Annotated in this window: 20 protein-coding genes and 1 pseudogene; 12 read left to right on the top strand and 9 right to left on the bottom strand. The window is 55.7% G+C overall.

Annotation, left to right across the window (positions count from 1 at the left end):
- Nucleotides 1-3: 3 nt before the first annotated feature.
- From J4D97_RS10555 to J4D97_RS10535, 5 genes are all read left to right on the top strand, one after another.
- On the top strand, nucleotides 4-1,464 hold the full coding sequence (locus J4D97_RS10555) for a hypothetical protein (RefSeq protein ID WP_208307556.1): 1,461 nt from the start codon (nucleotides 4-6) through the stop codon (nucleotides 1,462-1,464).
- A gap of 155 nt (nucleotides 1,465-1,619) precedes the next feature.
- Nucleotides 1,620-2,297, top strand: coding sequence for a hypothetical protein (locus J4D97_RS10550; protein ID WP_208307555.1), 678 nt, complete (start codon nucleotides 1,620-1,622; stop codon nucleotides 2,295-2,297).
- Between the two features lie 103 nt (nucleotides 2,298-2,400).
- A complete protein-coding gene (locus J4D97_RS10545) occupies nucleotides 2,401-4,590 on the top strand; it encodes a prolyl oligopeptidase family serine peptidase (RefSeq protein WP_208307554.1) in 2,190 nt (729 codons plus the stop codon).
- Between the two features lie 235 nt (nucleotides 4,591-4,825).
- Nucleotides 4,826-5,059: a hypothetical protein gene (locus tag J4D97_RS10540; protein WP_185282214.1), complete on the top strand. Its 234-nt coding sequence runs from the start codon at nucleotides 4,826-4,828 to the stop codon at nucleotides 5,057-5,059.
- Between the two features lie 90 nt (nucleotides 5,060-5,149).
- Nucleotides 5,150-5,635 (top strand): GNAT family N-acetyltransferase, encoded by a 486-nt coding sequence (locus tag J4D97_RS10535; RefSeq protein WP_185282215.1) that lies wholly within the window; start codon nucleotides 5,150-5,152, stop codon nucleotides 5,633-5,635.
- 194 nt (nucleotides 5,636-5,829) lie between these two features.
- Here J4D97_RS10535 and J4D97_RS10530 read toward each other — a convergent pair whose 3' ends face one another.
- The 7 genes from J4D97_RS10530 to J4D97_RS10500 form a co-directional block, all read right to left on the bottom strand.
- On the bottom strand, nucleotides 5,830-6,132 hold the full coding sequence (locus J4D97_RS10530) for a DUF4286 family protein (protein WP_208307553.1): 303 nt from the start codon (nucleotides 6,130-6,132) through the stop codon (nucleotides 5,830-5,832).
- A 17-nt stretch (nucleotides 6,133-6,149) separates the two neighbouring features.
- Complete coding sequence (locus J4D97_RS10525; protein WP_208307552.1) at nucleotides 6,150-6,440, bottom strand: YciI family protein; 291 nt, start codon at nucleotides 6,438-6,440, stop codon at nucleotides 6,150-6,152.
- A 17-nt stretch (nucleotides 6,441-6,457) separates the two neighbouring features.
- Nucleotides 6,458-6,907, bottom strand: coding sequence for a DUF6526 family protein (locus tag J4D97_RS10520; protein ID WP_208307551.1), 450 nt, complete (start codon nucleotides 6,905-6,907; stop codon nucleotides 6,458-6,460).
- Between the two features lie 98 nt (nucleotides 6,908-7,005).
- Nucleotides 7,006-7,374, bottom strand: a complete 369-nt coding sequence (locus tag J4D97_RS10515; protein ID WP_208307550.1) for a hypothetical protein — start codon at nucleotides 7,372-7,374, stop codon at nucleotides 7,006-7,008.
- 68 nt (nucleotides 7,375-7,442) lie between these two features.
- Entirely contained in the window at nucleotides 7,443-8,681 is a 1,239-nt protein-coding gene (locus tag J4D97_RS10510; RefSeq protein ID WP_208307549.1) for an MFS transporter, read from the bottom strand.
- 55 nt (nucleotides 8,682-8,736) lie between these two features.
- Nucleotides 8,737-9,714: a cation diffusion facilitator family transporter gene (locus J4D97_RS10505; RefSeq protein ID WP_208307548.1), complete on the bottom strand. Its 978-nt coding sequence runs from the start codon at nucleotides 9,712-9,714 to the stop codon at nucleotides 8,737-8,739.
- A gap of 180 nt (nucleotides 9,715-9,894) precedes the next feature.
- The gene (locus J4D97_RS10500; protein ID WP_208307547.1) at nucleotides 9,895-12,351 is read right to left on the bottom strand and encodes a TonB-dependent receptor; all 2,457 of its coding nucleotides are present in this window, start codon (nucleotides 12,349-12,351) and stop codon (nucleotides 9,895-9,897) included.
- A gap of 587 nt (nucleotides 12,352-12,938) precedes the next feature.
- On the opposite strand from J4D97_RS10500, the gene J4D97_RS10495 reads away from it, so the two are divergent.
- Nucleotides 12,939-13,241, top strand: coding sequence for a hypothetical protein (locus J4D97_RS10495; RefSeq protein WP_185282223.1), 303 nt, complete (start codon nucleotides 12,939-12,941; stop codon nucleotides 13,239-13,241).
- Between the two features lie 192 nt (nucleotides 13,242-13,433).
- Here the strand turns inward: J4D97_RS10495 and J4D97_RS10490 are convergent, their stop codons facing one another.
- Nucleotides 13,434-13,598, bottom strand: a complete 165-nt coding sequence (locus J4D97_RS10490; RefSeq protein WP_208307546.1) for a hypothetical protein — start codon at nucleotides 13,596-13,598, stop codon at nucleotides 13,434-13,436.
- A gap of 250 nt (nucleotides 13,599-13,848) precedes the next feature.
- On the opposite strand from J4D97_RS10490, the gene htpG reads away from it, so the two are divergent.
- Both htpG and J4D97_RS10480 read left to right on the top strand, forming a co-directional pair.
- Complete coding sequence (gene htpG / locus J4D97_RS10485) at nucleotides 13,849-15,693, top strand: molecular chaperone HtpG (protein ID WP_208307545.1); 1,845 nt, start codon at nucleotides 13,849-13,851, stop codon at nucleotides 15,691-15,693.
- 232 nt (nucleotides 15,694-15,925) lie between these two features.
- Entirely contained in the window at nucleotides 15,926-16,915 is a 990-nt protein-coding gene (locus tag J4D97_RS10480; RefSeq protein ID WP_208307544.1) for a toxin-antitoxin system YwqK family antitoxin, read from the top strand.
- A gap of 145 nt (nucleotides 16,916-17,060) precedes the next feature.
- Here J4D97_RS10480 and J4D97_RS10475 read toward each other — a convergent pair whose 3' ends face one another.
- Nucleotides 17,061-17,420 (bottom strand): YraN family protein, encoded by a 360-nt coding sequence (locus tag J4D97_RS10475; protein WP_243900258.1) that lies wholly within the window; start codon nucleotides 17,418-17,420, stop codon nucleotides 17,061-17,063.
- A 260-nt stretch (nucleotides 17,421-17,680) separates the two neighbouring features.
- On the opposite strand from J4D97_RS10475, the pseudogene lipB reads away from it, so the two are divergent.
- The 4 genes and pseudogenes from lipB to J4D97_RS10455 all read left to right on the top strand — a co-directional run.
- Nucleotides 17,681-18,397: pseudogene (lipB, locus tag J4D97_RS10470) on the top strand (lipoyl(octanoyl) transferase LipB); the annotation flags it as partial.
- 36 nt (nucleotides 18,398-18,433) lie between these two features.
- Nucleotides 18,434-18,850, top strand: a complete 417-nt coding sequence (locus J4D97_RS10465) for a hypothetical protein (RefSeq protein ID WP_208307542.1) — start codon at nucleotides 18,434-18,436, stop codon at nucleotides 18,848-18,850.
- A 47-nt stretch (nucleotides 18,851-18,897) separates the two neighbouring features.
- Nucleotides 18,898-19,974, top strand: a complete 1,077-nt coding sequence (locus tag J4D97_RS10460) for an MraY family glycosyltransferase (protein ID WP_243900257.1) — start codon at nucleotides 18,898-18,900, stop codon at nucleotides 19,972-19,974.
- Between the two features lie 29 nt (nucleotides 19,975-20,003).
- On the top strand, nucleotides 20,004-21,203 hold the full coding sequence (locus tag J4D97_RS10455; protein WP_208307541.1) for a DUF4271 domain-containing protein: 1,200 nt from the start codon (nucleotides 20,004-20,006) through the stop codon (nucleotides 21,201-21,203).
- The last annotated feature ends 136 nt before the right edge of the window (nucleotides 21,204-21,339 follow it).

Raw genomic sequence — 21,339 nt, 5'->3', positions numbered from 1 at the left:
CTCATGCTCGAAATTATCCTTGAAATAGCGGTGGTGCTGGTGGTGGTGGGCTTGCAAATCCGCACGTTTCTGCAAACCAAAGCCCAGGCCCTACGGCTCGGGCAGCTCTACCCCGAGCGCCACACGTTACGCCTGGAGCGCCGCCTACTGCTGCCCGACGGCCGCGACCTACCCGACTATGCTGCCGATGCGCCCGAGGGCGCCTACCCTGTCGACATGATTAAGGCGGACGCGGCCTCCCCGGAGTTTACCGACATCCTGCGCGACACCAACGCCTACCTCTACCACAACAAAGGCGCCGCATCCAACTTCGATATTCTCAAAGACATTGCCGCCCGCCAAGCCCAAGTGCTCGACAATGCCACCCAGGCCAACGTGGCCACGCCGCTTTACCTCGGCTTGCTCGGCACATTCCTAGGCGTAATTCTGGGCCTTGTGGGCATCGCGCGCAACGGCGTATCGGATGAAAATGCGCTGACGCCTTTCCTGACTGGCGTGCTCATTGCCATGACGGGTTCTTTCGTGGGGCTGTTGCTAACACTGCTTGGCAACAATGTGGTGCGTCGCGCCCGCCAGCTCCTCGACCAGCACCAGAACCAATACTATACCTTCTTGCAAGCGCGGCTGCTACCCATTCTGCACGATGATATGTCGAGCAGCCTGAGCACGCTAAAGGGTGTGCTGGACGCTTTTAATCAGGATTTTGTGGGCAAGGTGACGCTGTTTGAGCCGATTATGGACAAGCTCACCAACAATATTCAGGTGCAAAGCCGCTTTCTGGAGGCGCTGGATAAAATTGGGTACGACCAAATGGCAAAGGCCAACATTGCCGTGTTCGATAAGGTACGCGAGTCGGCGGAGCTGTTTGGGCAGTTTACGGGCTACCAGCAGCAGTTGAACCAGATGCTGGCCGAGGGCGCGCAGGTAGCGCAGGCGGTACACAGCATCCTGGACCGCCTCAGCGGTTTTGAGCGTGGCATCAACAATGTAGGGCAGTACATTGGGCAGCAGAGCAACATTGTGCAGCACCAGTTGTCGTTTTTCCAGCGCCACCAAACGGAGATGGACAACCTGGCCGCCCGCACCGAGCAGTACTTCGACACGGCTACCCTGCGCCTCACCGACCTCATGCAGCAGCGCCTCAACCAGCACGAGCGCGACGCCCAGCAAGCCTACGAAAAGTGGGGCGACTACTTCCGTCGCCTCAACCAGGACAACGTCTTCGAGCGTATCCTCAAGCAGCTCGACCCGCTGAAAGATGTGCAAGCCAACCAGCAAGCCCTCTTCCGCGACGTGACGGCCACTCAACGCGAGCTATTGCGCAAAATAGAAATCGACTCGCAGGTAGACGCCAAGCTACTCGCGGAGCTTTCGGCGCTGAATACGGTGTTGGTAAAAGCCACGTCCAAGAACCGTTGGCAGCGGTTTATGGATAAGTTGTTTGGGGGCGTGCGGCCGGTATGACCCCACCCCCTGCCCCCTCCCCTCCGGGAGAGGGGGAGCCGAGAGAAAATTATGAATATCGGCCAACAAACGTTTGACAATCAATATTTAATATTTCACCCGTCAGGCTCCCCCTCTCCCGGAGGGGAGGGGGCCGGGGGGGAGGGGTCCACTACATGAACGATAACCGCCAACAATCTTCCGACTTCTTCTGGCCCAGCTACGTGGACCTGATGACGTCGTTGTTTGTGGTGATGCTGGTGCTATTTGTCTACAGCTTCAAGCTGTTCAAAGACCGCGAAGGAGAGCTGAAGCAGGCCAACGGTGAGTTAAAGGCCAAAGCGCAGGAGCTGGAGCAAATCAACAAGATCAAACGCTCCTTGCAGCAGCTGGAAGGCAAATACTTCAAGTACGACCCTGCGAATGAGCGTCACGAGCTGCTCGTGCCAGTGCAGTTTAAATCAGGACAAGACGTAATTGAGGAGCGCTATAAGCCAGCTCTACTTCAGGCGGGGCGCACGTTGCGTAAGGTGCTCAAGAGCATCAAGACTGACCAGCCCGTGCGCTACCTCGTGATTGTGGAAGGCATGGCCGCCCGCTACCCCCGGGGCGACCCGCGTAACGCCCGCGAAGAGCAGCTTACCTATCAGCTCAGCTACCGCCGTGCCCTCAGCTTACTGAACTTCTGGAAGCAGAATGGCCTCGATTTCACCCAGGACAAAAGCATTGAACTGGTCATCAGCGGCAGCGGTTTCTATGGCACTGGTCGCTACGCCGGGCGCCGCGAGGGCGACAACAAACGCTTTCTAATTCAGGTGATTCCGAAGGTAGGAAGAATGCGGAGCGCTCAGTAATGCCGGCGTATTGTATAAGATTTTGTGAATAGTGATTTCACTATAACAAGATTGAAATGCACTTGGTTGGTATATTCATTGCCCTGCTCCCAACTATATCTGCATGAATAAATTTACTCTCCCGCTCCTCACGTTGCTGGCCGTGACCTCTTGCCGCTCGGCGGGGCCGCAGGGAGGCTTTACGGCGGCTAGTCCGAAGGCTACTAGTGCCAAGCAAGCGCCGCGCATTCCGGTACAATATCCTACCGCCCCGCAAGGCGAGCGGGTAGACGACTACCACGGTACGCCCGTGCCCGACCCTTACCGCTGGCTGGAAGACCCAGACGCGCCTGAAACCAAGAAGTGGGTAGCGGCTGAAAACCAGGTAACGGCGGAATATTTCAGTAAGATTGCGTTTCGGGGGCAAATTAAAGAGCGGCTCACGAGCATGTGGAATTATGAGCGCTACGGCGTGCCGCAGCGCGAGGGCGACCACCTGTATTTCACTAAAAACGACGGCCTGCAAAATCAGGCCGTGCTCTATGTGCAGCCCGTGCAGGGCGGCGAGCCTAAAGTGCTACTCGACCCCAACAAGCTCTCCGACGACGGCACCACCGCGCTGGCCGGCACCTACTTCTCACCCGACCACCGCTACCTGGCCTACGCTACCTCTGGGGGCGGGTCCGATTGGCGCAAAATCCGCGTGATTGACCTGAAAACGCGCAAAATCCTATCCGATGAAATCAATTGGGTGAAGGTATCGGGGGCGGCCTGGGCTAAGGATGGCTTTTACTACAGCCGCTACGACGCACCCAAAGGCGATGACAACCGTTTGGCGGGCCTGAACCAGTTTCAGAAAGTGTACTACCACAAGCTGGGGAGCAAGCAGAGCCAGGATAAGCTGGTGTACGAGGACCGCCGGATGCCGCTGGGCTTCCGCTACCTCACCACCACCGACGACGGGCGCTTTGCCGTGCTGCACCTCACCAATGGTAAATCCGACGGCAACCGCCTACTCGTGCGCGACCTCACCGACCCAAAGCGGGCTACCAAGTTCACCTCCTTCGTTACCAGCTATTCCTATAAAAACAATGTGGTAGGCACCACCAACGGCAAGCTGCTGGTGCGCACCAACTACAAGGCACCACACTACCGCCTAGTGCTGGTAGACCCCAAACGGCCCCAGGCGGCCAACTGGAAAAATGTGCTGCCCGAAGCCGAGCAGAAGCTAGAGGGCGTGAGCCAGGCCGGTGGCCGCTTGATTGCCACCTACCTGCAAGATGCCAGCAGCGCCGTGAAGGTATTCGACGAGCAGGGCAAACCCTTGCACAATGTAGAGCTGCCTGCGCTGGGTACCGCCACCGGCTTCGAGGGCCACCGCACCGACAAGGTGGTGTACTATGCCTTCACGTCCTTTGCCCACCCCACTACCATCTACCAGTACGATCTGACCACCAATACCAGCACCGTGTATCAGGCGCCAACGGCCAAGGTGGACCCAGCCGATTACGTGACCACGCAGGTGTTTTACGCATCTAAGGACGGCACCAAGATTCCGATGTTTATTGTGCACAAGAAAGGCGTGAAGCTGAATGGGCAGGTGCCTACCTACCTCTATGGCTACGGCGGCTTCAACGTCTCCCTCACACCTTCCTTCAGCATGGCCCGGATGCTGTGGCTGGAAAACGGCGGCATTCTGGCCGTGGTAAATCTGCGCGGCGGGGGCGAGTATGGCGAGGAGTGGCACCAAGCGGGCATGACGCCTAATAAGCAAAACGTATTCGACGACTTCATTGCCGCTGCCGAATACCTAACCATTCAGGGCTATACCAATCCGGCGCATCTTGCTATAGCGGGCGGCTCGAATGGTGGCCTGTTGGTAGGCGCCACCATGACGCAGCGCCCCGACGTGGCCCGCGTGGCGTTTCCGGCAGTGGGCGTAATGGATATGCTGCGCTACCAGAAGTTTACGATTGGCTGGAACTGGATACCCGAGTACGGCACCTCCGACAACTACAACCAGTTTCAGAATCTCTATAAGTTCTCGCCCCTGCACAACCTGAAGGCCGGCACCAACTATCCCGCTACCCTCATTACCACCGCCGACCACGACGACCGGGTAGTGCCTGCGCACTCCTTCAAGTTTGCCGCCGCCCTGCAAGCCGCCGACGCCGGTTCCAACCCGCAGCTCATCCGGGTAGACACCAACGCCGGCCACGGCGCGGGCAAAAGCACCCAGCTCCAGATAGACGAATGGACCGACATTTGGACCTTCGCCTACCAGAACATGGGCGTGAATCCGTATGGGAAGTGAGGTAGTGAGTTTGTGAAGTGAAAAGCGTCTGTCATCCTGAGCTTGCGAAGGACCTTATAACATCTGCACGACAGGCGCACCAACGATTCGTTCTCACGTGAGAAGGTCCTTCGCAAGCTCAGGATGACAGGTGGTTTGTTCATTCACCTCTTCGTAAGCTCGTCATTTCACCATCTCACTATCTCACCGTATCTTGCGCTTCCAAACGTCAATGCCCGTGTCATTTCGGTTTTATATGAAAAATACGCTTCTGATCGGTCTGCTGGCCGGTGCTTCGCTGCTGTCGATTGCTTCGTGCAGCAACCCCGACTACAAGAGACAAGATGAGGTGGCTGTGGAGCCCCTACCCCCGCTGCCACCCGAGCCCGACACTACTGGCGGCAAAACGGCCCCCGAAAACCCTGCAACCCGCGAAATCAACGCGGTGAATGCGACGGAAGACATCAAAAAGATGCAGCCGCAGATGTAATATGGGCCATTTGGCCTGTGCCAACGCCCGGTTACGGCCCTTTCGCCGCAACCGGGCGTCATTGTTTTCCACCTGTTTACTTTTTTGCTGATGTCTATTCCGTCCTCTATCACCGTCCGGCGGGGCGTGGAAGCCGATTTGCCGCAAGTATTGGCCCTGATTCAGGAGTTGGCCGAGTACGAGCGCGCCCCGCAGGAAGTCACCAATACCCTGGCCGATATGCAGCGCGACGGCTTTGGTCCGGAGCCAATTTTCAAATTCTTTGTGGCCGAAAACACCGCCCACGAGATTATCGGCATTGCGCTTTATTACACTGCCTACTCCACCTGGAAGGGTAAGATGCTTTTCCTGGAAGATTTAGTGGTAACAGAAGCCGCCCGCGGTACCGGTCTGGGCCGGGCGCTGTTTGGGGCAGTAGTAGCCGAAGCCCGCGACACCGGTGCTCAGCGTATGAAGTGGCAGGTACTCAACTGGAACGAGCCCGCCATCGGCTTCTACCAAAAGCTAGGCGCCCAACTCGACCCCGAATGGCTCAACGGCAACCTGTCAGCCGATCAACTGCGGGAGTGGAAATAGTGAAGTTGTGAGGGTGTGAGGTGGTGAAGTTGTGAATAACAAAGTGCCTGTCATCCTGAGCGCAGCGAAGGACCTTTTTACGCGAGAACAAGTCGTTGTTTCAACAATCGTTCACACGTGAAAAGGTCCTTCGCTGCGCTCAGGAAGACAGGCACTCTGTTATTCACCACTTCACCACCTCACAATTTCACCTTTTACTCAATAATCTCCAGTACCGTGCGGAAGGAGATAAACTGGCCGGGAAACCGGGTTTCCAGCGTGGCGTTGAGGCCAGGTTCGAAGGCGTTTTGAAAGGTTTCGAGTTGTTCTAGGCCGAGGGCGTAGTACTGGGCAGCGTAGGTATAGCCGTCGTTTTCTTCGTTGAGCAGGCGGCAGAGCTGGTGTTTCACAAAGAAGCCCGTGGCCATTACTTCCGGCATGTGCACGTCGCGGACGTATTCCATCCATGCTTCAGCTACTTCTGGGTCAATACTGCTGGTTACGTTGTATAAAATCATTCGGGAAAAGTAAAAGATTAATCAAGCCAGGCCTCGCCAGCGCCGGGCGCTATGCGGGTAGGCGTAAATTCGATGATATCGTAGCGCACGGCACCGGCCTGCGTAAATGGGTCGGCGGCTACGATGGCCTCTATGGCTTCCCGGCTCTCGGCGCGGGCCAGGAGTACGCCTCCGGTACGCGGTACTTTGCGGCCCGAGAGCAGCAAGGTGCCCGTTTGGTAGTGCGTGTCTACCCACGTCATGTGCGGCGCCATCAGCGGCTCTATCTCCTCAAGGGGGACCAGATAGGTAAGGGAAAGCAAAAACATAGTGGCAAAGCTACCACTCAAACCCGCATGTGGTCGAAGTGGAAATCCTGAATACGGGCCTGAATGTCTTTGGCCGACAGTTTCTCCCGAATAGCTGCTTGCACGAGTGCGGGCAACTCGGCGTCGCCAGCAAAACGCAGGCTGAGGATCTGGGGTAGGGTAAGCTGACCTTCCAAGGGGCGCAGGCTCTGGCCTGTGGCTTCAAAATACTGCTGGCGCAATTCTAGCCGGATGATGCGGTCCTGCAACGTGAGGGCATAGTGCTGCCGGAGCATCAATAATACGCCTAGCCCTACCACGGCCAACGCCGCCACCGTAAACCACAACCGCGAGTCCTCCGAGTCGTTGCCAGCTACATCCACGTAGCGCCGTACGCCATAAGCAGCCAAAATGAAAGCCGCCGGAAACAGCACGAAGTGGTGCCAGGGGTAGTACATGACGGTGTTTTTAGTCGGGGAAGAGGCCATGGGAGCAGGCAGAGGTAGAGGTACAAAAAAAGCTCCGACCATGAGGCCGGAGCTGTCTTTACGAAGAAGTAGGGAAAAAGTCGCCTCCGTGGCACCAACTACATACTTGCCGCTTTCTTTTCGGCGCGGGCTGCTTTTTTCTGCGCGCTCAAGGCTTGTTTTTCAGCTTGTGCTTGCTGACGGGCCATTTTCTCTTGCTGCTTGGCTTGCTTGGCCACCATCTTCTGTTCTTTCATTTGCGCTTTTTGCGCTTTCATGGCATTGCGCTGATCTTTCACCTCGCGTTTGCTCTCACGCACGGCATCGCGGCTAGCGGCTGATTGTTGCTTCTGCTCACGTAGCGCTGCTTTGGCATCGGCCGAGCGTTGCTGCTGGCTTTGCATATCGGTAGTGGTAGTCTGCGCTTGTGCGGGGGCGGCGAAAAACGCGGCACCAGCAACGGCCAAAAGGCCCAGTATCTTTTTCATTGTCAGAGGGATGTTGATACTGCCGTATACGGTATTGGCGGTGCCCAGTTGAACGGGGCGCAAGTTATTTATTCCACATAGTCGAGGTCTTTACCATAGCTCTCGGGAAGGGTAGCAGCCCCAAAAAATGCCAACGCTAGCGTAACGACGCCGATAACCAAGGCCGCGCCCACCATGCCCAAACTTGGTCGTAAGGCTAGAAAGGCCGGATTGATGAGCACAATGGCACCGCGCGCAAAGTTGGGAGCCGTGGTGGCTACCGTGGAGCGCAGGTTGGTGCCGAACTGCTCGGCTGCCACCGTCACAAATAGCGCCCAAAAACCGCCCGCAAAGCCAATCAGAAAGCACACTCCATAGAAGAGGGTAGGCGAAGCACCACGCAGGCCAAACAAATACACGCCCACCATCACGGCGCTAGCCACAATGAAGGCCAGCAAGGTACGGTTGCGGCTCCGCAGCAATTGGCTGAGGCCACCGCTGGTGAAATCGCCCAGCGTGAGGCCGAAGTAGCACCAGAATATGCTCAGGCCACCCGTGACGGGGCCAGTCAGCCCAAACTCTCGCCCAAACTCCGGCGCCAGCGTGATAAGAATGCCCACCAGAAACCAGAAGGGTACACCCAAAAATAGGCAGCGCAAGTAACGTCCAAACCGCTCCCCGTTGCTGAACAACGCCAGGAAGTTGCCGCGCTCCACGCCCTCGCGCTTGGCCTGCTCAAACATACCCGACTCAAACACGCCTACCCGCAAGGCCAGCAACGCCAGCCCTAGTCCGCCGCCAATAAAATAGGCGTTGCGCCAGCCAAACGCCGCGCCTATCCAATACGCCACCATAGCCCCCGATACGCCCACCGAGGCCACAATCATGGTGCCGTAGCCGCGTTTCTCTTTGGGTAGGCTTTCAGCTACCAGCGTGATGCCGGCGCCTAGTTCTCCGGCCAGCCCTACCCCCGCAATCAGGCGCAGCCAGGCATATTGGTCAATAGTCTGCACGAAGCCGTTGGCAATGTTGGCCAGTGAATACAGAAGGATGGAGCCAAACAGCACCGACAGCCGCCCCCGTTTATCGCCCAGCACACCCCACAAAATGCCGCCCAGCAGCATGCCGCCCATCTGCATACTCAGCAGGTACTGGCCTTGCTCCGTCACGGCGTTGGCATCGGTAATGCCGATGCCGTTCAGGCTTTGCACTCGAATAATGCTGAAAAGCACCAAGTCGTAGATGTCTACGAAGTAGCCCAGCGAGGCCACAATCACAACGGCGCTGAGCAAGGAGGCTGTTTTAGGAGAGGGGGTAGGGGAGCGCATGGGTAGGAAAAGGTTGACCGCAACAATGTAAGCAGTTCCTCCTACCCGCCGCAACTTAGCTAGCCGCCGCTACCGATTGCTGCGCTGCCTCGCAGCCGTGGCAGCCGTCTTCGTGCGGCACGGACGTGGTATCTTCCAGCTGTACCGTGATGTGGCCAATGTTGAAATGCTCCCGCATTTCCACCTGCAAATGATTCAGAAACTGATTGTCCTCGCTGGTGGCCGGGCGCACTAGGTGCACCGTTAGGGCGGTTTCCTGGGTGCTGAGGGGCCACACGTGCAGATCGTGCACCTGCGTCACGCCGGGCTGATCCAGCAAAAACTGGCGCACCTCGGGTAGCTCAATGCCGTCGGGCACGGCTTGCAGGCTGAGCTGCACGGTTTCGCGCAGCAGCCCCCACGAACCGTAAGCAATGATGCTTAGAATCAGGAAGCTGATAACCGGGTCGAGCCACAACCAGTTGGTGAAGTACACCAGTGCTCCGCCCACCACTACCCCTACCGATACCAGCGCATCGGTGAGCATGTGTAGGTAAGCGCCGCGCACGTTCACGTCGCCTTTTTGCCCGCTGCTGAACAGCCAGGCCGTGAAGCCATTAACGGCAATGCCCGCGCCGGCCATCAGCATCACCAGCTTGCCATTCACCGGCTCGGGGTGGCGCAGGTGGTCAATGGTTTCCCATAAGATGAAGCCTAGCGCCGCATACAGCAAAGCAGCATTCACCAGCGCCGCCTGAATGGTAGCACTCTTGTACCCATAGGTATAACGAGCCGAGGCCTGCCGTTTGGCCAGCAGCGCCGCGCCCCAGGCTAGGGCCAGGCTGAGCACATCGGAGAGGTTGTGGCCGGCATCAGAAAGTAGGGCCGCCGAGTTGCCCCAGAAGCCGCTAGCCGCCTCCGCCACTACAAACACCAGGTTTAGTCCAATGCCCCACCCAAAGGCCTTCCCAAAATTTCCGTCAGCCGGTATGCCGTGGCTGTGGCCGCCATGACTATGGTTGTGGTCGTGCGAGTGGTTGTGGTGGTGTGCCATGCGGGAGGAGGGAGGGGAAACCGTCTGTCATCCCGAACATATAGCGCATCAAGCCAGTGTCGAAAGACCTTCTCACGCTGGAACGAGTCGTTAGTACAATGTTCGTTCAACTGACACAAGGTCCTTCGTAAGCGGACGCCAGATGAGGGATGACAGACTAGGTAGGAATTACGCAGCCACTCAATTGAACGCCAGCGGTACTACCAGCTTCACGCTCACGTTGCGGCCCATGTTGAATACGCCGCGCCGGCCGGTCACGTTGTTTACGTCGGCGTATTTCAGGCGGCTCAGGTGGCTTTGGTAGCCCACATCGAATAGATTGTTGGCGGCCAGGTAGAGGCTAAATAGCGGTTGTGCTTTGGCGTTGCGCACATCGGCGCCCAAGCCAGCGTTGCAGAGGGTGTAGCCCGGCGTGCGGGTTTCGGTGGAGTAGGCCGAGTAAAACCGGTCTTGCGCAAAGGTGTGCTCTACCAGAAAGCTGGCATACAGATTAGCCAAATGCTGGCTCTGCCCTACCTTGCGGAAGTTCACCCGCAGCTCCGACTGAAACCGATTGGCTGGAATAAAAGGCAGGTAGTGGGTGCTATCGGGCTGGTTGAGCTGGGTGGCCCGCACCATCGAGAAGGTGTTTTCAAAGTGCAGCCAGTCCAGCGGGTGCGGGTGAATATCGAGGCTGACCTCGCCGCCCACCAGCCGGGCATCGCCCTGCCCGTACCGAAACACTGGGTCGCCGGTGGCGGCAATAGAATCGGCGCCCGAGGCGGTGGCTAGGCGGCTGGGGAAGATGTAGTGATTGATGCGGTTGTGAAACGCATCCACGTTCAGGCTGATGTGCTGCGTGGTGTAGCTCACGCCGGCATCCAGCTGCGTGCTCACCTCGGCCCGCAAATTCGGCTCTCCTATCTCGTAGCGAATAGTGCCCTCGTGCTGCCCATTGGAACCTAACTCAGCAATATTGGGCGCCCGGAATCCGCGTGACACGTTGGCCTTCAGCGTTAGGTCGTCGGTGGCGTTGAAGGCCCCGCCTGCACTACCCGACACGTTGCGGAAGGTGCTGGTGAAGCTCCCAAACTTAGTCTCGGCACCAGGCGTATCGGCGGGTACGGGCTGTTCATCGGCGCCCAGGTAGAGCGCCTCGGCCTTGATGCGCCGAATGTCGTAGCGCAAACCACCGCTTAGGTCGAGCTTGCCAATGGTTTTCTTGGTGACGCCAAATACACCCCCATCAAACAGACGGTAGGCTGGAATCAAGAATTCCACGCCTTTGTTGCGGTTTTGCTGTACTTGCCCACTCACCCCCAAGGTGGTGTTCCAGCCGTTCGTTTCGGGCAGGAAGTAGCGGGCGGCGTAGTCTACGGTATGCAGTTGAAAGTACAGTTCGGGCTCGTTGGGCGCCAGCACGTCGCCAAACTCGCGGCGCAGGTTTTGCTGCCAGCCCACGTTCAGCGTCAGGCGGCTCTGGCCCAAAATGAAGTTGTTGTCGGTGCCAATGCGCAGGTGGTTCACTTGCTGGCGCGGCACCGACAGACCATAGCCGCGCAAGTCGCTGCTGCTAACGGGCACGGCCGCCACGGCGTCGCTGCCTACCCCCACGTCTTTTAGGAAGCGGCCAGTTTCCTCGTCCCGGTCACCTTCAGTTAGGCCCAGCTCTTGGTTGAAGGAGTTGAACGTGAGGTGCGAAAACCCCCAGCTTTTATTCAGTCCCACGTAGCCGTTGGCATCCAACTCCCGAAAGCCCGAGTTGAAGACGCGGCCGTCGTAGGGGTTACGGTAGGGGCCGGCCACTTTGCCAGTGCCACGTACCAGCCAATTCAGCCCATTGCGGTTGCCAGCATTCATCAGCGAGTAGCCTTGCAAATGGTTATTCGTCTGATAGTTGGCCGATATCGACCCCATTACCTTGCCCTCTTCCACCGGGTCGGCGGGTAGGAAGTTGATGACGCCGGCCATGCCATCGGAACCGTAGAGCAGCGAGCCGGGACCTTTGATAATCTCTACCCGGTCCACAGAGTATTGGTCGATTTCGATGCCGTGCTCGTCGCCCCACTGCTGGCCTTCCTGCTTGGCGCCATTGTTCAAAGTGATGACGCGGTTAGCCCCCAGCCCCCGGATGATGGGTTTGCTGATGGCCGGTCCGGTGGTAATCTGAGCCACGCCGGGCGTGTGGGCCAGCGCATCCACCGCGTTGGTGCTGGCCCGTTGGCTCAGCTCCTTGTTACTGATGATGGTGGTAGGGATAGGCGAGCGGCGCATTTCCGTAGCCGCCGACACCCCCGTTACCACTACCTGTCCGATTTCGGTGGTGGCCGGCATGAGAGCCAGTTCCAACGGCTGCCCGCTGCCCGTGTCTACGGTGCGCACCAAGGTAGTATAACCCAAGGAGCGTACCTGCACCAAAAACCGCCCGCGCGGCAAATTGGAGAAGCTAAACCTCCCATCAGAACCAGTAGCAGTGGCTTGGCGCAAATCCTGAAATAAGACGGTAACTCCCGGCAGCGCCTCGTGTGTATCGGCATCTGTCACGCGGCCCGTAACGGGCGGAGACGCTGTGGCGCGTGCTACAGACGCCGCTGGAGTAGTCGTTTGGGCGAAGGCACTCTGAGCGAGCAGACCAACAAAAATCAGATAACGAGTCATAAGCGGCTGCATGAGATAAGGCGCCAAGTGGTAACCATTGCAGTCGGCCTCCGTATAGCAGCGTCTTGTCGTTTCAAAAGTAATAGAAAGTCGTACAATGGCTCGTAGGCTGCCATTGAATCGTGTTGTATAAAAATAATTCAATTTAATAAATTAACTATCATAATTGAACTATTTACAGAAAAGCTTATTCCTAATTTCGGGATATAATCAAAGGTGCGGGTGATTATAGTACATATGACATATCGAGTATAAGCGTATTTTCATTGATTTAGAGGGTTATACAAGTTTTTATAGCCATTCTATCATAGAGACTATAAATCTATATGATAGAATGGAGTAAATATTTTTTGCATAATTCACATATAAATACAAAATAATATACCTTTGCATTCATCATGCTATATAACTTAGATTATATGATTATTCAGTGTGCTGATGAGCAACAGCTGCTGCGCACTCAATGGAGAGCTGGACACTCCATACAGCATTTCAAACAGGGCTTATCACGTGTACTAGAACTAACAGAACAACACGTAGTTACACGTGTAGTGCTGGATCTGCACGACTTGCCGGATATTTGTATAATGGAGCAGGCGTGGATCAGCCTGACGTGGTTTCCGAAAATGGCCGGTCAGCCGCTACAGCAAGTGGCATTGGTGATGCCGCCCCGCAGCCTCTACAACCAGATGGTAGTGGAGAGTATCCTATGGATGGGGCAGGCGCTTATTCATTTTGACATTCAGTTTTTTTCCGAGGTAGAAGATGCACTCGAATGGATTACCGGAGACTCGCCACTGCCCTCGGTGCTACAGCAGGAATGGCACTGCTCCAGTGCGTTACCCTCGGCAGCGCCCGACAAACATTATGTAAGCGTAACCTACTCATAATAATAAGGTAGTAGTAGCGCCGCAATTTTGTAGTAGTCAACCTGTTTACGTTTTACTGCTATGAAAAAGATGCTGCGCTTACTATCAGGAATACTGCGCCCAGCGAGTCCGCTTCCTACTGCTGCCAGCGATACGCCGGAAATGCTATTCGTATAGTACTTATAGGCGCCAACGGCTATAATGGCTTATTGGCTAGGTGAGTAGCCTGCTAGCCGTGAGCCCCGTGCACCAGCCTGGCTGAGTGAAAGCTAGTTGCCCCGCTACCAGCAGTTGCATATTCAGGCGTTGGCCATACTGCTCCCTTCCACGGTGCACAATCAGTTGGTGCTGGAAAATGTGGTAGTCGGTACTACCCACTGTCCGTTGCGATATGCAGTATTTCTCTGAGATGCTGTCGGCGTTAGACTGGCTGTCGCTCATGGATGAAGACTGCGCGGCGCAGTTGCAGCGGCAGTGCTTGGCCGACGTATAAGCCGGTTTCGAGGGTAGGGCAGGCTAATGCGCTGTCAAACTGGCAGCTCCGGGCTGCATGGAATATCTTTTGAAGGGAACAACGCACTGCGCCGGCTGGCGCCTGAAATTGTCTGTTCACCCTAATATTCCTGTTATGCAAGAGAAAGGTAGCATCTCGATTCACACCGAGAATATCTTCCCCATCATTAAGAAGTTCCTGTACTCCGACCACGAAATCTTCCTGCGTGAGCTGGTGAGCAACGCCGTGGACGCCACTCAGAAGCTCAAGAGCCTGGCCCAATTGGGCGAGTTCAAGGGCGAGTTGGGCGAGCTGAAAGTACGCGTGACGGTGGACAAGGAAGCCCGCAAAATCACCATCTCCGACCGCGGCATTGGCATGACGGCCGAGGAGATTAAGAAATATATCAACCAGATTGCCTTCTCCGGCGCCACCGAGTTTGTGGAGCAATACAAGGAGAAGGACGCCGCTACCAAAGACCAGATCATTGGGCAGTTCGGCCTGGGCTTCTACTCGGCTTTCATGGTAGCCAAGGAGGTGGAAATCTGGTCGAAGTCGTATAAAGACGATACCCTGACGGCCCACTGGACCTGCGACGGCAGCACCGAGTTTACCCTGGACGAGCCCGCCGGAGAGCATGAGAAAGCCGAGCGCGGCACCGATGTAGTGCTGCACGTGGCCGACGACTCGGATGAATTTCTGGAAGAAGCGCGGCTGAAAAGCATCCTCAGCAAGTACTGCAAGTTCCTACCCATCCCGATTGAGTTTGAGGGTGAGGTCATCAACCAGACGGCGCCCATCTGGACCAAGCAGCCTTCGGAGCTAACGGACGAGGACTACACCAAGTTCTACCAGGAGCTGTACCCGTTCTCGGAGCCGCCGCTGTTCTGGATTCACCTGAACGTGGACTACCCCTTCAACCTGACGGGTATCCTGTACTTCCCCAAAATCAAGGACGAGCTGCAATTGCAGCGCAACAAAATTCAGCTCTACTCGCGCCAGGTGTTCATTACCGACGAGGTGAAGGACGTAGTGCCCGAGTTCCTGATGCTGCTGCACGGCGTAATCGACTCGCCGGATATTCCGCTGAACGTGTCGCGCTCCTTCCTGCAAGCCGATGCGGCGGTGAAGAAGATCAACACCTACATCACCAAAAAGGTAGCCGACAAGCTGGCCGAGCTGTTCCGCAAAGACCGCGAAGGCTACGAGCAGAAGTGGTCGGATATCGGTTTGTTTGTGAAGTACGGCATGCTGTCGGACGACAAGTTCTACGACCGCGCCAAGGACATCGTGTTGGTGCAAGACACCACCGATAAGTACTACACCCTGAACGAATATCAGGAGCATATTCAGGCCAACCAGAAGGACAAGAACGAGCAGACGGTTATCCTATATACCACCGACCCAGAGGCCCAGCACGGCTACGTGCAAGCTGCTTTGGATCGGGGCTACTCGGTGCTGAAGCTGAACGCTGTGCTCGACCCGCACTTCATTGGGCAGCTGGAGCAGAAGCTGGAGAAAGTGACCTTCAAGCGCGTGGATGCCGACACGGTGGGCAAGCTCATTGAGAAGGACGAAACCACCGAAAGCGTACTCAGCGACGACGACAAAACTAAGCTGACGGAGGTCTACAAAGCCGCCATCAACAACGAGCATATGCAGGTGCAGGTAGAAGCCCTGTCGCCGCAGGATGCGCCGGTGATTGTGACGGTACCTGAGTTTATGCGCCGCATGAAGGATATGCAGCGCGTGGGCGGCGGTGGCGGCATGCAAATGTTCGGCTCTCTACCCGACAGCTACACCGTGAGCGTGAATGCCAACCACCCGGTAGCCCAGCGCGTGCTGGCTCAAGAAGGTGAAGCTGGCCAGAAGCTAGCTAAGCAAGCCTTCGACTTGGCCTTGCTCAGCCAGGGCATGCTGAAGGGTGAGGCACTAACAGCTTTCGTAAAACGCAGTGCTGACCTCCTAACGGCCGAATAAGGCTGACTGCTCAGTACAAGAAAGTCTGAGAAGTCTTAAACAGTACAAAAGCCCGCGGCCTATAATGAGGTCGGCGGGCTTTTTGTTTGTTGAAGAAAAGTGGTTTGCGTTGAAATTGTAGCAGGTAGTACCTCGCCATTTCACTATCTCACCACTTACTATTGGGCACCAAAGCGGTGTATCTTTACGTTTGGCTGGAATACCATTTGTCTGCCTTCCCTACTCTGTTTGCATGCGTAGTACCCGTTTACCCCTTGTCGGACTTTTGGCCCTGTTGCTGCCGCTGACGGAGGCCTGTACCCGCAAAACCGTGTCGTTCAGCAGTCAGCCCGACGCGGCTACCCTGCTGGCTACCATCGATTCTCTGACCACCGCCAGCGACACGGCCAAGGCGCCCTCGCTCACCAACAAGCGCGTGACCCTGACCAAAGAGCAGGAAAAAGCAGCGAAAGCAAAGGCCAAAGCAGAGCAGCGCAAACCTAAAAAGAAGAAAAATATCTTCATGGGCCAGCCTATAAAGAAGGGCTATGCTAAGTCTGGGCCAAAGGGAAAGAATCAGCAGGTTGAGATATTCTACTACCTCAAAAACTTTCAGCAGCCTAACCTTTACGCACCTGGGCGCTACATCTACGATGCTGGTAAGCATCGTGTGTATAAAGCTGGGCCTGGTGAGTTAGATCCCAAAAGCCTCGTACTGCATGGCCCTTATAAGCGCTTAAAAGGTGGCAAAGTAGTAGAAACCGGCTTCTACGCCGTGGGCACTCGTCACCTCCGTTGGGAGGTAACCACGCCCGACAACATCCTGCAAGACAAAGTGCATTATGAAATGGGCTTCCCCCGCGACGCCGTCATTTCCTATTACGACGCTGAACACAAGCAGCTAAAAGAAGTGATTCCCTACGTGAATGGCGAGCTGGAAGGCGACTATGTGCGCTACAACGAAAACGGCCAGCGCGAGTGGGATGGCCAGTTTGAGAATGGCAAGAAGGTAGGACAGTGGATCAACTACTGGGGTTTCCGTAATCTGAAAGACCGCCGCCACTATGTATACGCCTACGGCGAATCGGGCTACGAGCCAGAGGTAGCCACACCCGAACTGGTGATGGAATATAACCGCAACGGCGTGCTGGTCTTCGACAAAGAGAAAGGCTACGACAAGCGCGGCACTGCTGACGCAGACCCTGTAGACCGCCGTCGGCCGGGCAACACCCGCCGGAAGTAGGGGTAGGGGTGAGTGAATTTTTCTGTCATCCTGAGCCTGCGAAGGATCTTATGATGCCAAAACGAATGACGTCATAACGACTCGTTCAATAGACATAAGGTCCTTCGCAAGCTCAGGATGACACACTATTGTGAAGTCCCTGGTCTCAATAAAACGCATCCTCAAAGTGCTCTACCCGGAAGCCAGCAGCTACGGGCGTTACGGCCAAAACGTCGAAGCGAATGTCGCCGTGCCAGTTCAGTTCTTCCTGTACCTGCTCGGCGGCCAGGCGAAACAATTGCCGTTTGCGCTCCGTCACGAACGCCTCGGGGTAGCCGAACTGTGAGGTAGAGCGCGCCTTCACCTCCACGAATACCAGCAACTCGTCGTCCAGCGTGGCAATTAAGTCGATTTCGGCACGGCGGTAACGGTAGTTGCGTTGCACAACGGTATACCCTTGCGCCGTGAGGTGCGCGGCGGCGGCATCTTCGCCGGCTTGGCCGAGTTGGTGCGCGGGAGTCATCATACGGGGGTAGGGTAGGGGAGCAGCACGAATGGGGTTGGTGCTAAATCTAGTACCTTTGAAGTGGTTTGTGCACCGACCCGTCACCGGGATTGTAGGTAGCCATTATTGGCAGGCCGAGAGGATGTAATTACTAGCCAGCGCGGCTTACTTTTTGTACACCGCAGTTTTCAATTAGGATGGACACATTGCTTACTTCTTGCAGTACATCGGCTCCGACTAGTTCGGTATTCAGTGCTACGCCTACTGCTACGCCCCACCAAAATCGTGCGCTACATGTGCGTCATTTGGGCGTGCAACCCTATGAAGAGGCTTGGGCCTATCAGGAAAGCCTACTAGCCGATACCTTGGAGCGCAAAAAGCAGAACCGCGACGCCGTCGAGCGAGGGGAAGCCCCTGCGCCTACCCCCAACTACCTGTTGCTCTGCGAGCATCCGCACGTGTATACGCTGGGTAAGAGCGGCAAACCTGAGCACCTGTTACTGGATGAAGTAGGCCTAGCGCACCACGGTGCCACGTTTCACCGCATCAACCGCGGCGGCGATATCACCTACCACGGCCCCGGCCAGCTGGTAGGCTACCCCATCCTCGACCTCGATAATTTCTTCACCGACATTCACCGCTACCTGCGCGTGCTGGAAGAAGCCGTTATCCTCACCCTAGCCGACTTTGACATCTCCGCCGGGCGCATTGCCGGCCTCACCGGCGTCTGGCTCGACTGGGAGGAAGGCGCCCCCAACCCGCGCAAGATTTGTGCAATGGGCGTCAAGTGCAGCCGTTGGGTAACGATGCATGGCTTCGCGCTCAACGTCAATACTGACCTTGATTATTTTGGTCATATCATCCCCTGCGGCATCGACGACAAAGCTGTAACCTCGATGGAGCAGGAGTTGGGCCATGCTGTGCCTTTGGCTGAGGTTGCGGACCGCTTGGTACCACATTTGGCAACCTTGTTGGGAGCTACGCTGACGCAAGAATAGCTGCGATAGAGCGTCCATTTTATCCACTGATTACCTATGAAAGAAGATATTTCCTTTGATCCGGTAGAAGGCGTTTCTATTGCCATAGTGCCCAGCCAAGACGCGGTTGTGGAAGACGGCAAACCCGGTTGGCTGGTCTACTTGTTGAACTACAATTCCTTTCCGCTCAGCAACGTTATCGTAAGTTCTAATGGCTACGGTACTGATGCGCAGGGCGAGCCAGTGCGCACCTCCACCCTGCGTCATGCCTTGCCAGAGGTAGAGCCCCGCAGCGCCGTTCCCATCGAACCCATCGACCCGGCCCTGTTTCACCTCAACAATCAATACTGGCTCAGCTACTACCGCGGGGCACAGATTTTCGACAAGAAGTTCATTTTCGTTCCCGATTCTATTGTGCCCGCCAACCTGACGCACATTGCGCTGCTCGAGCAGGAAGGCGTGCTGCACAGTTAATCCGATCCTGCCCGATTCCACCCACCCCCTTTGATCTTGACGTTACGATGCCCGTTCTCGGAGTAAAACTGGTCCTGTCGGCTCTGTGGTCGTTTTTGGTGGCGCTGTTTGCCGTGCCGTCCATTATCTACATCGCCCACCTAAAAAACATGCTCGACACGCCCAACGTGCGTACCGTGCATGAGTCACTTACCCCCCGTTTGGGCGGGGTAGCCATCTTCGCAGGCTTTATGTCGGCGCTTACCATTTTTGCGCCTCTGGAAAATGGTATTCAACAACTGCTAGCGGGTTGCATCGTGCTGTTTTTTGTAGGACTGAAGGATGACTTGGTGACGATTTCTGTCACTAAAAAATTTATCGGGCAGCTATTGGCCACTGGTATCATTATGGTGATGCCTGATATAGAAATCCGCATTACCAGCTTCCAGGGCATCTTTGGTATTCACGAGCTACCTATGGGTGTCAGCTATGCCATCACATTCGTGGCCATTGTAGGCATCACCAATGCCATCAACCTGATTGATGGACTCGATGGCCTGGCGGGTACCATTGTAAGCATCATCTCCGCTACGTTTGGTTACTACTTTCTACGCTATGGTGGCCCTTCTTACGGAAACTACGCTTATGTTGCTATCTGCCTGATAGGTGGTATTATCGGTTTCCTACGTTATAACTTCCACCGCGCCAGTATTTTCATGGGCGATACTGGTTCCTTGGTGTGTGGATTTATCGTGTCGGTACTCACCATTCAGTTTGTTGAGATGGGCGCTACCACGGGACAGCCATTTGGCGCTTCGTCGCCATCGGTAGCGGTAGGAATTTTGTTTGTACCGTTGTTCGATACTCTGCGCGTCTTTATTATTCGGATGCTGGCGGGCCGTTCACCCTTCTCACCCGATAAGAACCACGTGCATCACCGTATTCTGGCTATGGGCTTTCAGCAGATAAGTACAGTGCTACTGCTAGGGCTGCTTAATCTAGTAGTGATTCTGTTTGTCATCAACTTCTCCGCTCTAGGCAATACTCTATTAATACTGGCATTAGTGGCTTTCTCGGTATTGTTGAGCGTTTTTCTGGGCGTATACCACAGCCGGCGGGGTGTACAGCGTCGAGTAGCGTCGTAGTAGTACAGCAAGCAAGTTCGCCAGAGATTATGATGACCAACCACTCAATTGCTACACGCCACCACTGGCGCTGGGTGTTGGTATGGCTGCTCTGCTGGCTGACCCTACCCAGCGGCGTCCGTGCAGCTGAGTATCGGCCATTGCCCCCATCTGCCAAAAGCGGCTTGTCAAACGATTGGCTGATTTACAATGCGTCTCGCAACCGGCTGACGCTGTACCTACCCGGCTACCACGCGCCGGCGCATGCGTATTATCAGTGGGTGAATCTGCGTCCTAGCCGACCCCTACCCATCACGTTTGTGGCTCGTCAGAATGAGTGCTTATTTCTGGACAACCAGTTAATTTTCACCTCACCGGCCGCCGCCTCCTACACGCTGGATCTGGCTACCTTCCTACCAGCTTCTGCGCCGGCTGGTCAACATCTACTCTGTGTCTGGCACGCCGATGCGGTGCCCAATCTATCATCGTTTGCGAATGCTATTCCGGAGGTAGCAGCGGCTTCTGGCAAGCCGGCCTCTACTGTAGCTAGGGCGCTTCCGCGTCCTCGTGGCCATCAGGGGCAGACCGTGTTTATCGGCTTTTTGCTGCTGATCGGGCTGCTGTACGGTGGCCTGCGAGCTTCCTACCAACCAGGTTTTGCTCGTATCTATCAGTTTGAGCAGCTATGGCGCCGCGGTAACAACGAGCCCGACTTTTTGGTGAAGCCTACCATCACCTGGCTCAATATCCTACTCGTTCTGATTTTCTCGCTCTCCTTTGCGCTGCTGCTTGTTGCCATCCATACCAACATCCAGAGCATCGTCATTCTACGGCGCTTATTTGCCGTGCCTGAGTCAGCTATTGTACTGCGGGTGTTGTTCTACACCAGCCTCATTGCGGCCTTCGTATTAGGAAAGTACCTTTTTCTTGAGTTGATGGGCTACATCTTTGATGTCACGTCCTTGGTAATAGTCCAGTATCGGGAATTTATCCGCACAATTCTCTTTACGGGATTATTCCTGCCCCTTGTTATGCTACTCTATTTAGGCCTCAATCAGACCCTGCCCGAGACAGTACTATGGGTGTCTAATGGTGTGGTTTCCTTACTGTTACTAGGCTCTGTATTTCGTATAGCCCGCACGTTACATCGGCGGGCGTCATTACTGAATCTGCATTTGTTTTCGTACCTTTGCGCCACGGAAGTGATTCCACTCATCATTCTGCTTAAAATAATCGTTTTTACTTACTAATACCGCGCTGTTGCGGGTGTGAAGCATATTCATAACCCTCCTTTTGCGCTAGATTTACTCGATTACCTATGGCCGAAGCGTTGATGCGCAAAAACAACGGCACTGCTACCCCCGAGGCCTTGGAACTGGTAAATGC

This window comes from Hymenobacter defluvii, assembly GCF_017589435.1.
Lineage (GTDB): Bacteria > Bacteroidota > Bacteroidia > Cytophagales > Hymenobacteraceae > Hymenobacter > Hymenobacter profundi.
Note: the sequence above shows the minus strand (reverse complement) of the source record. Positions and strands in the feature narration are given on the sequence as shown.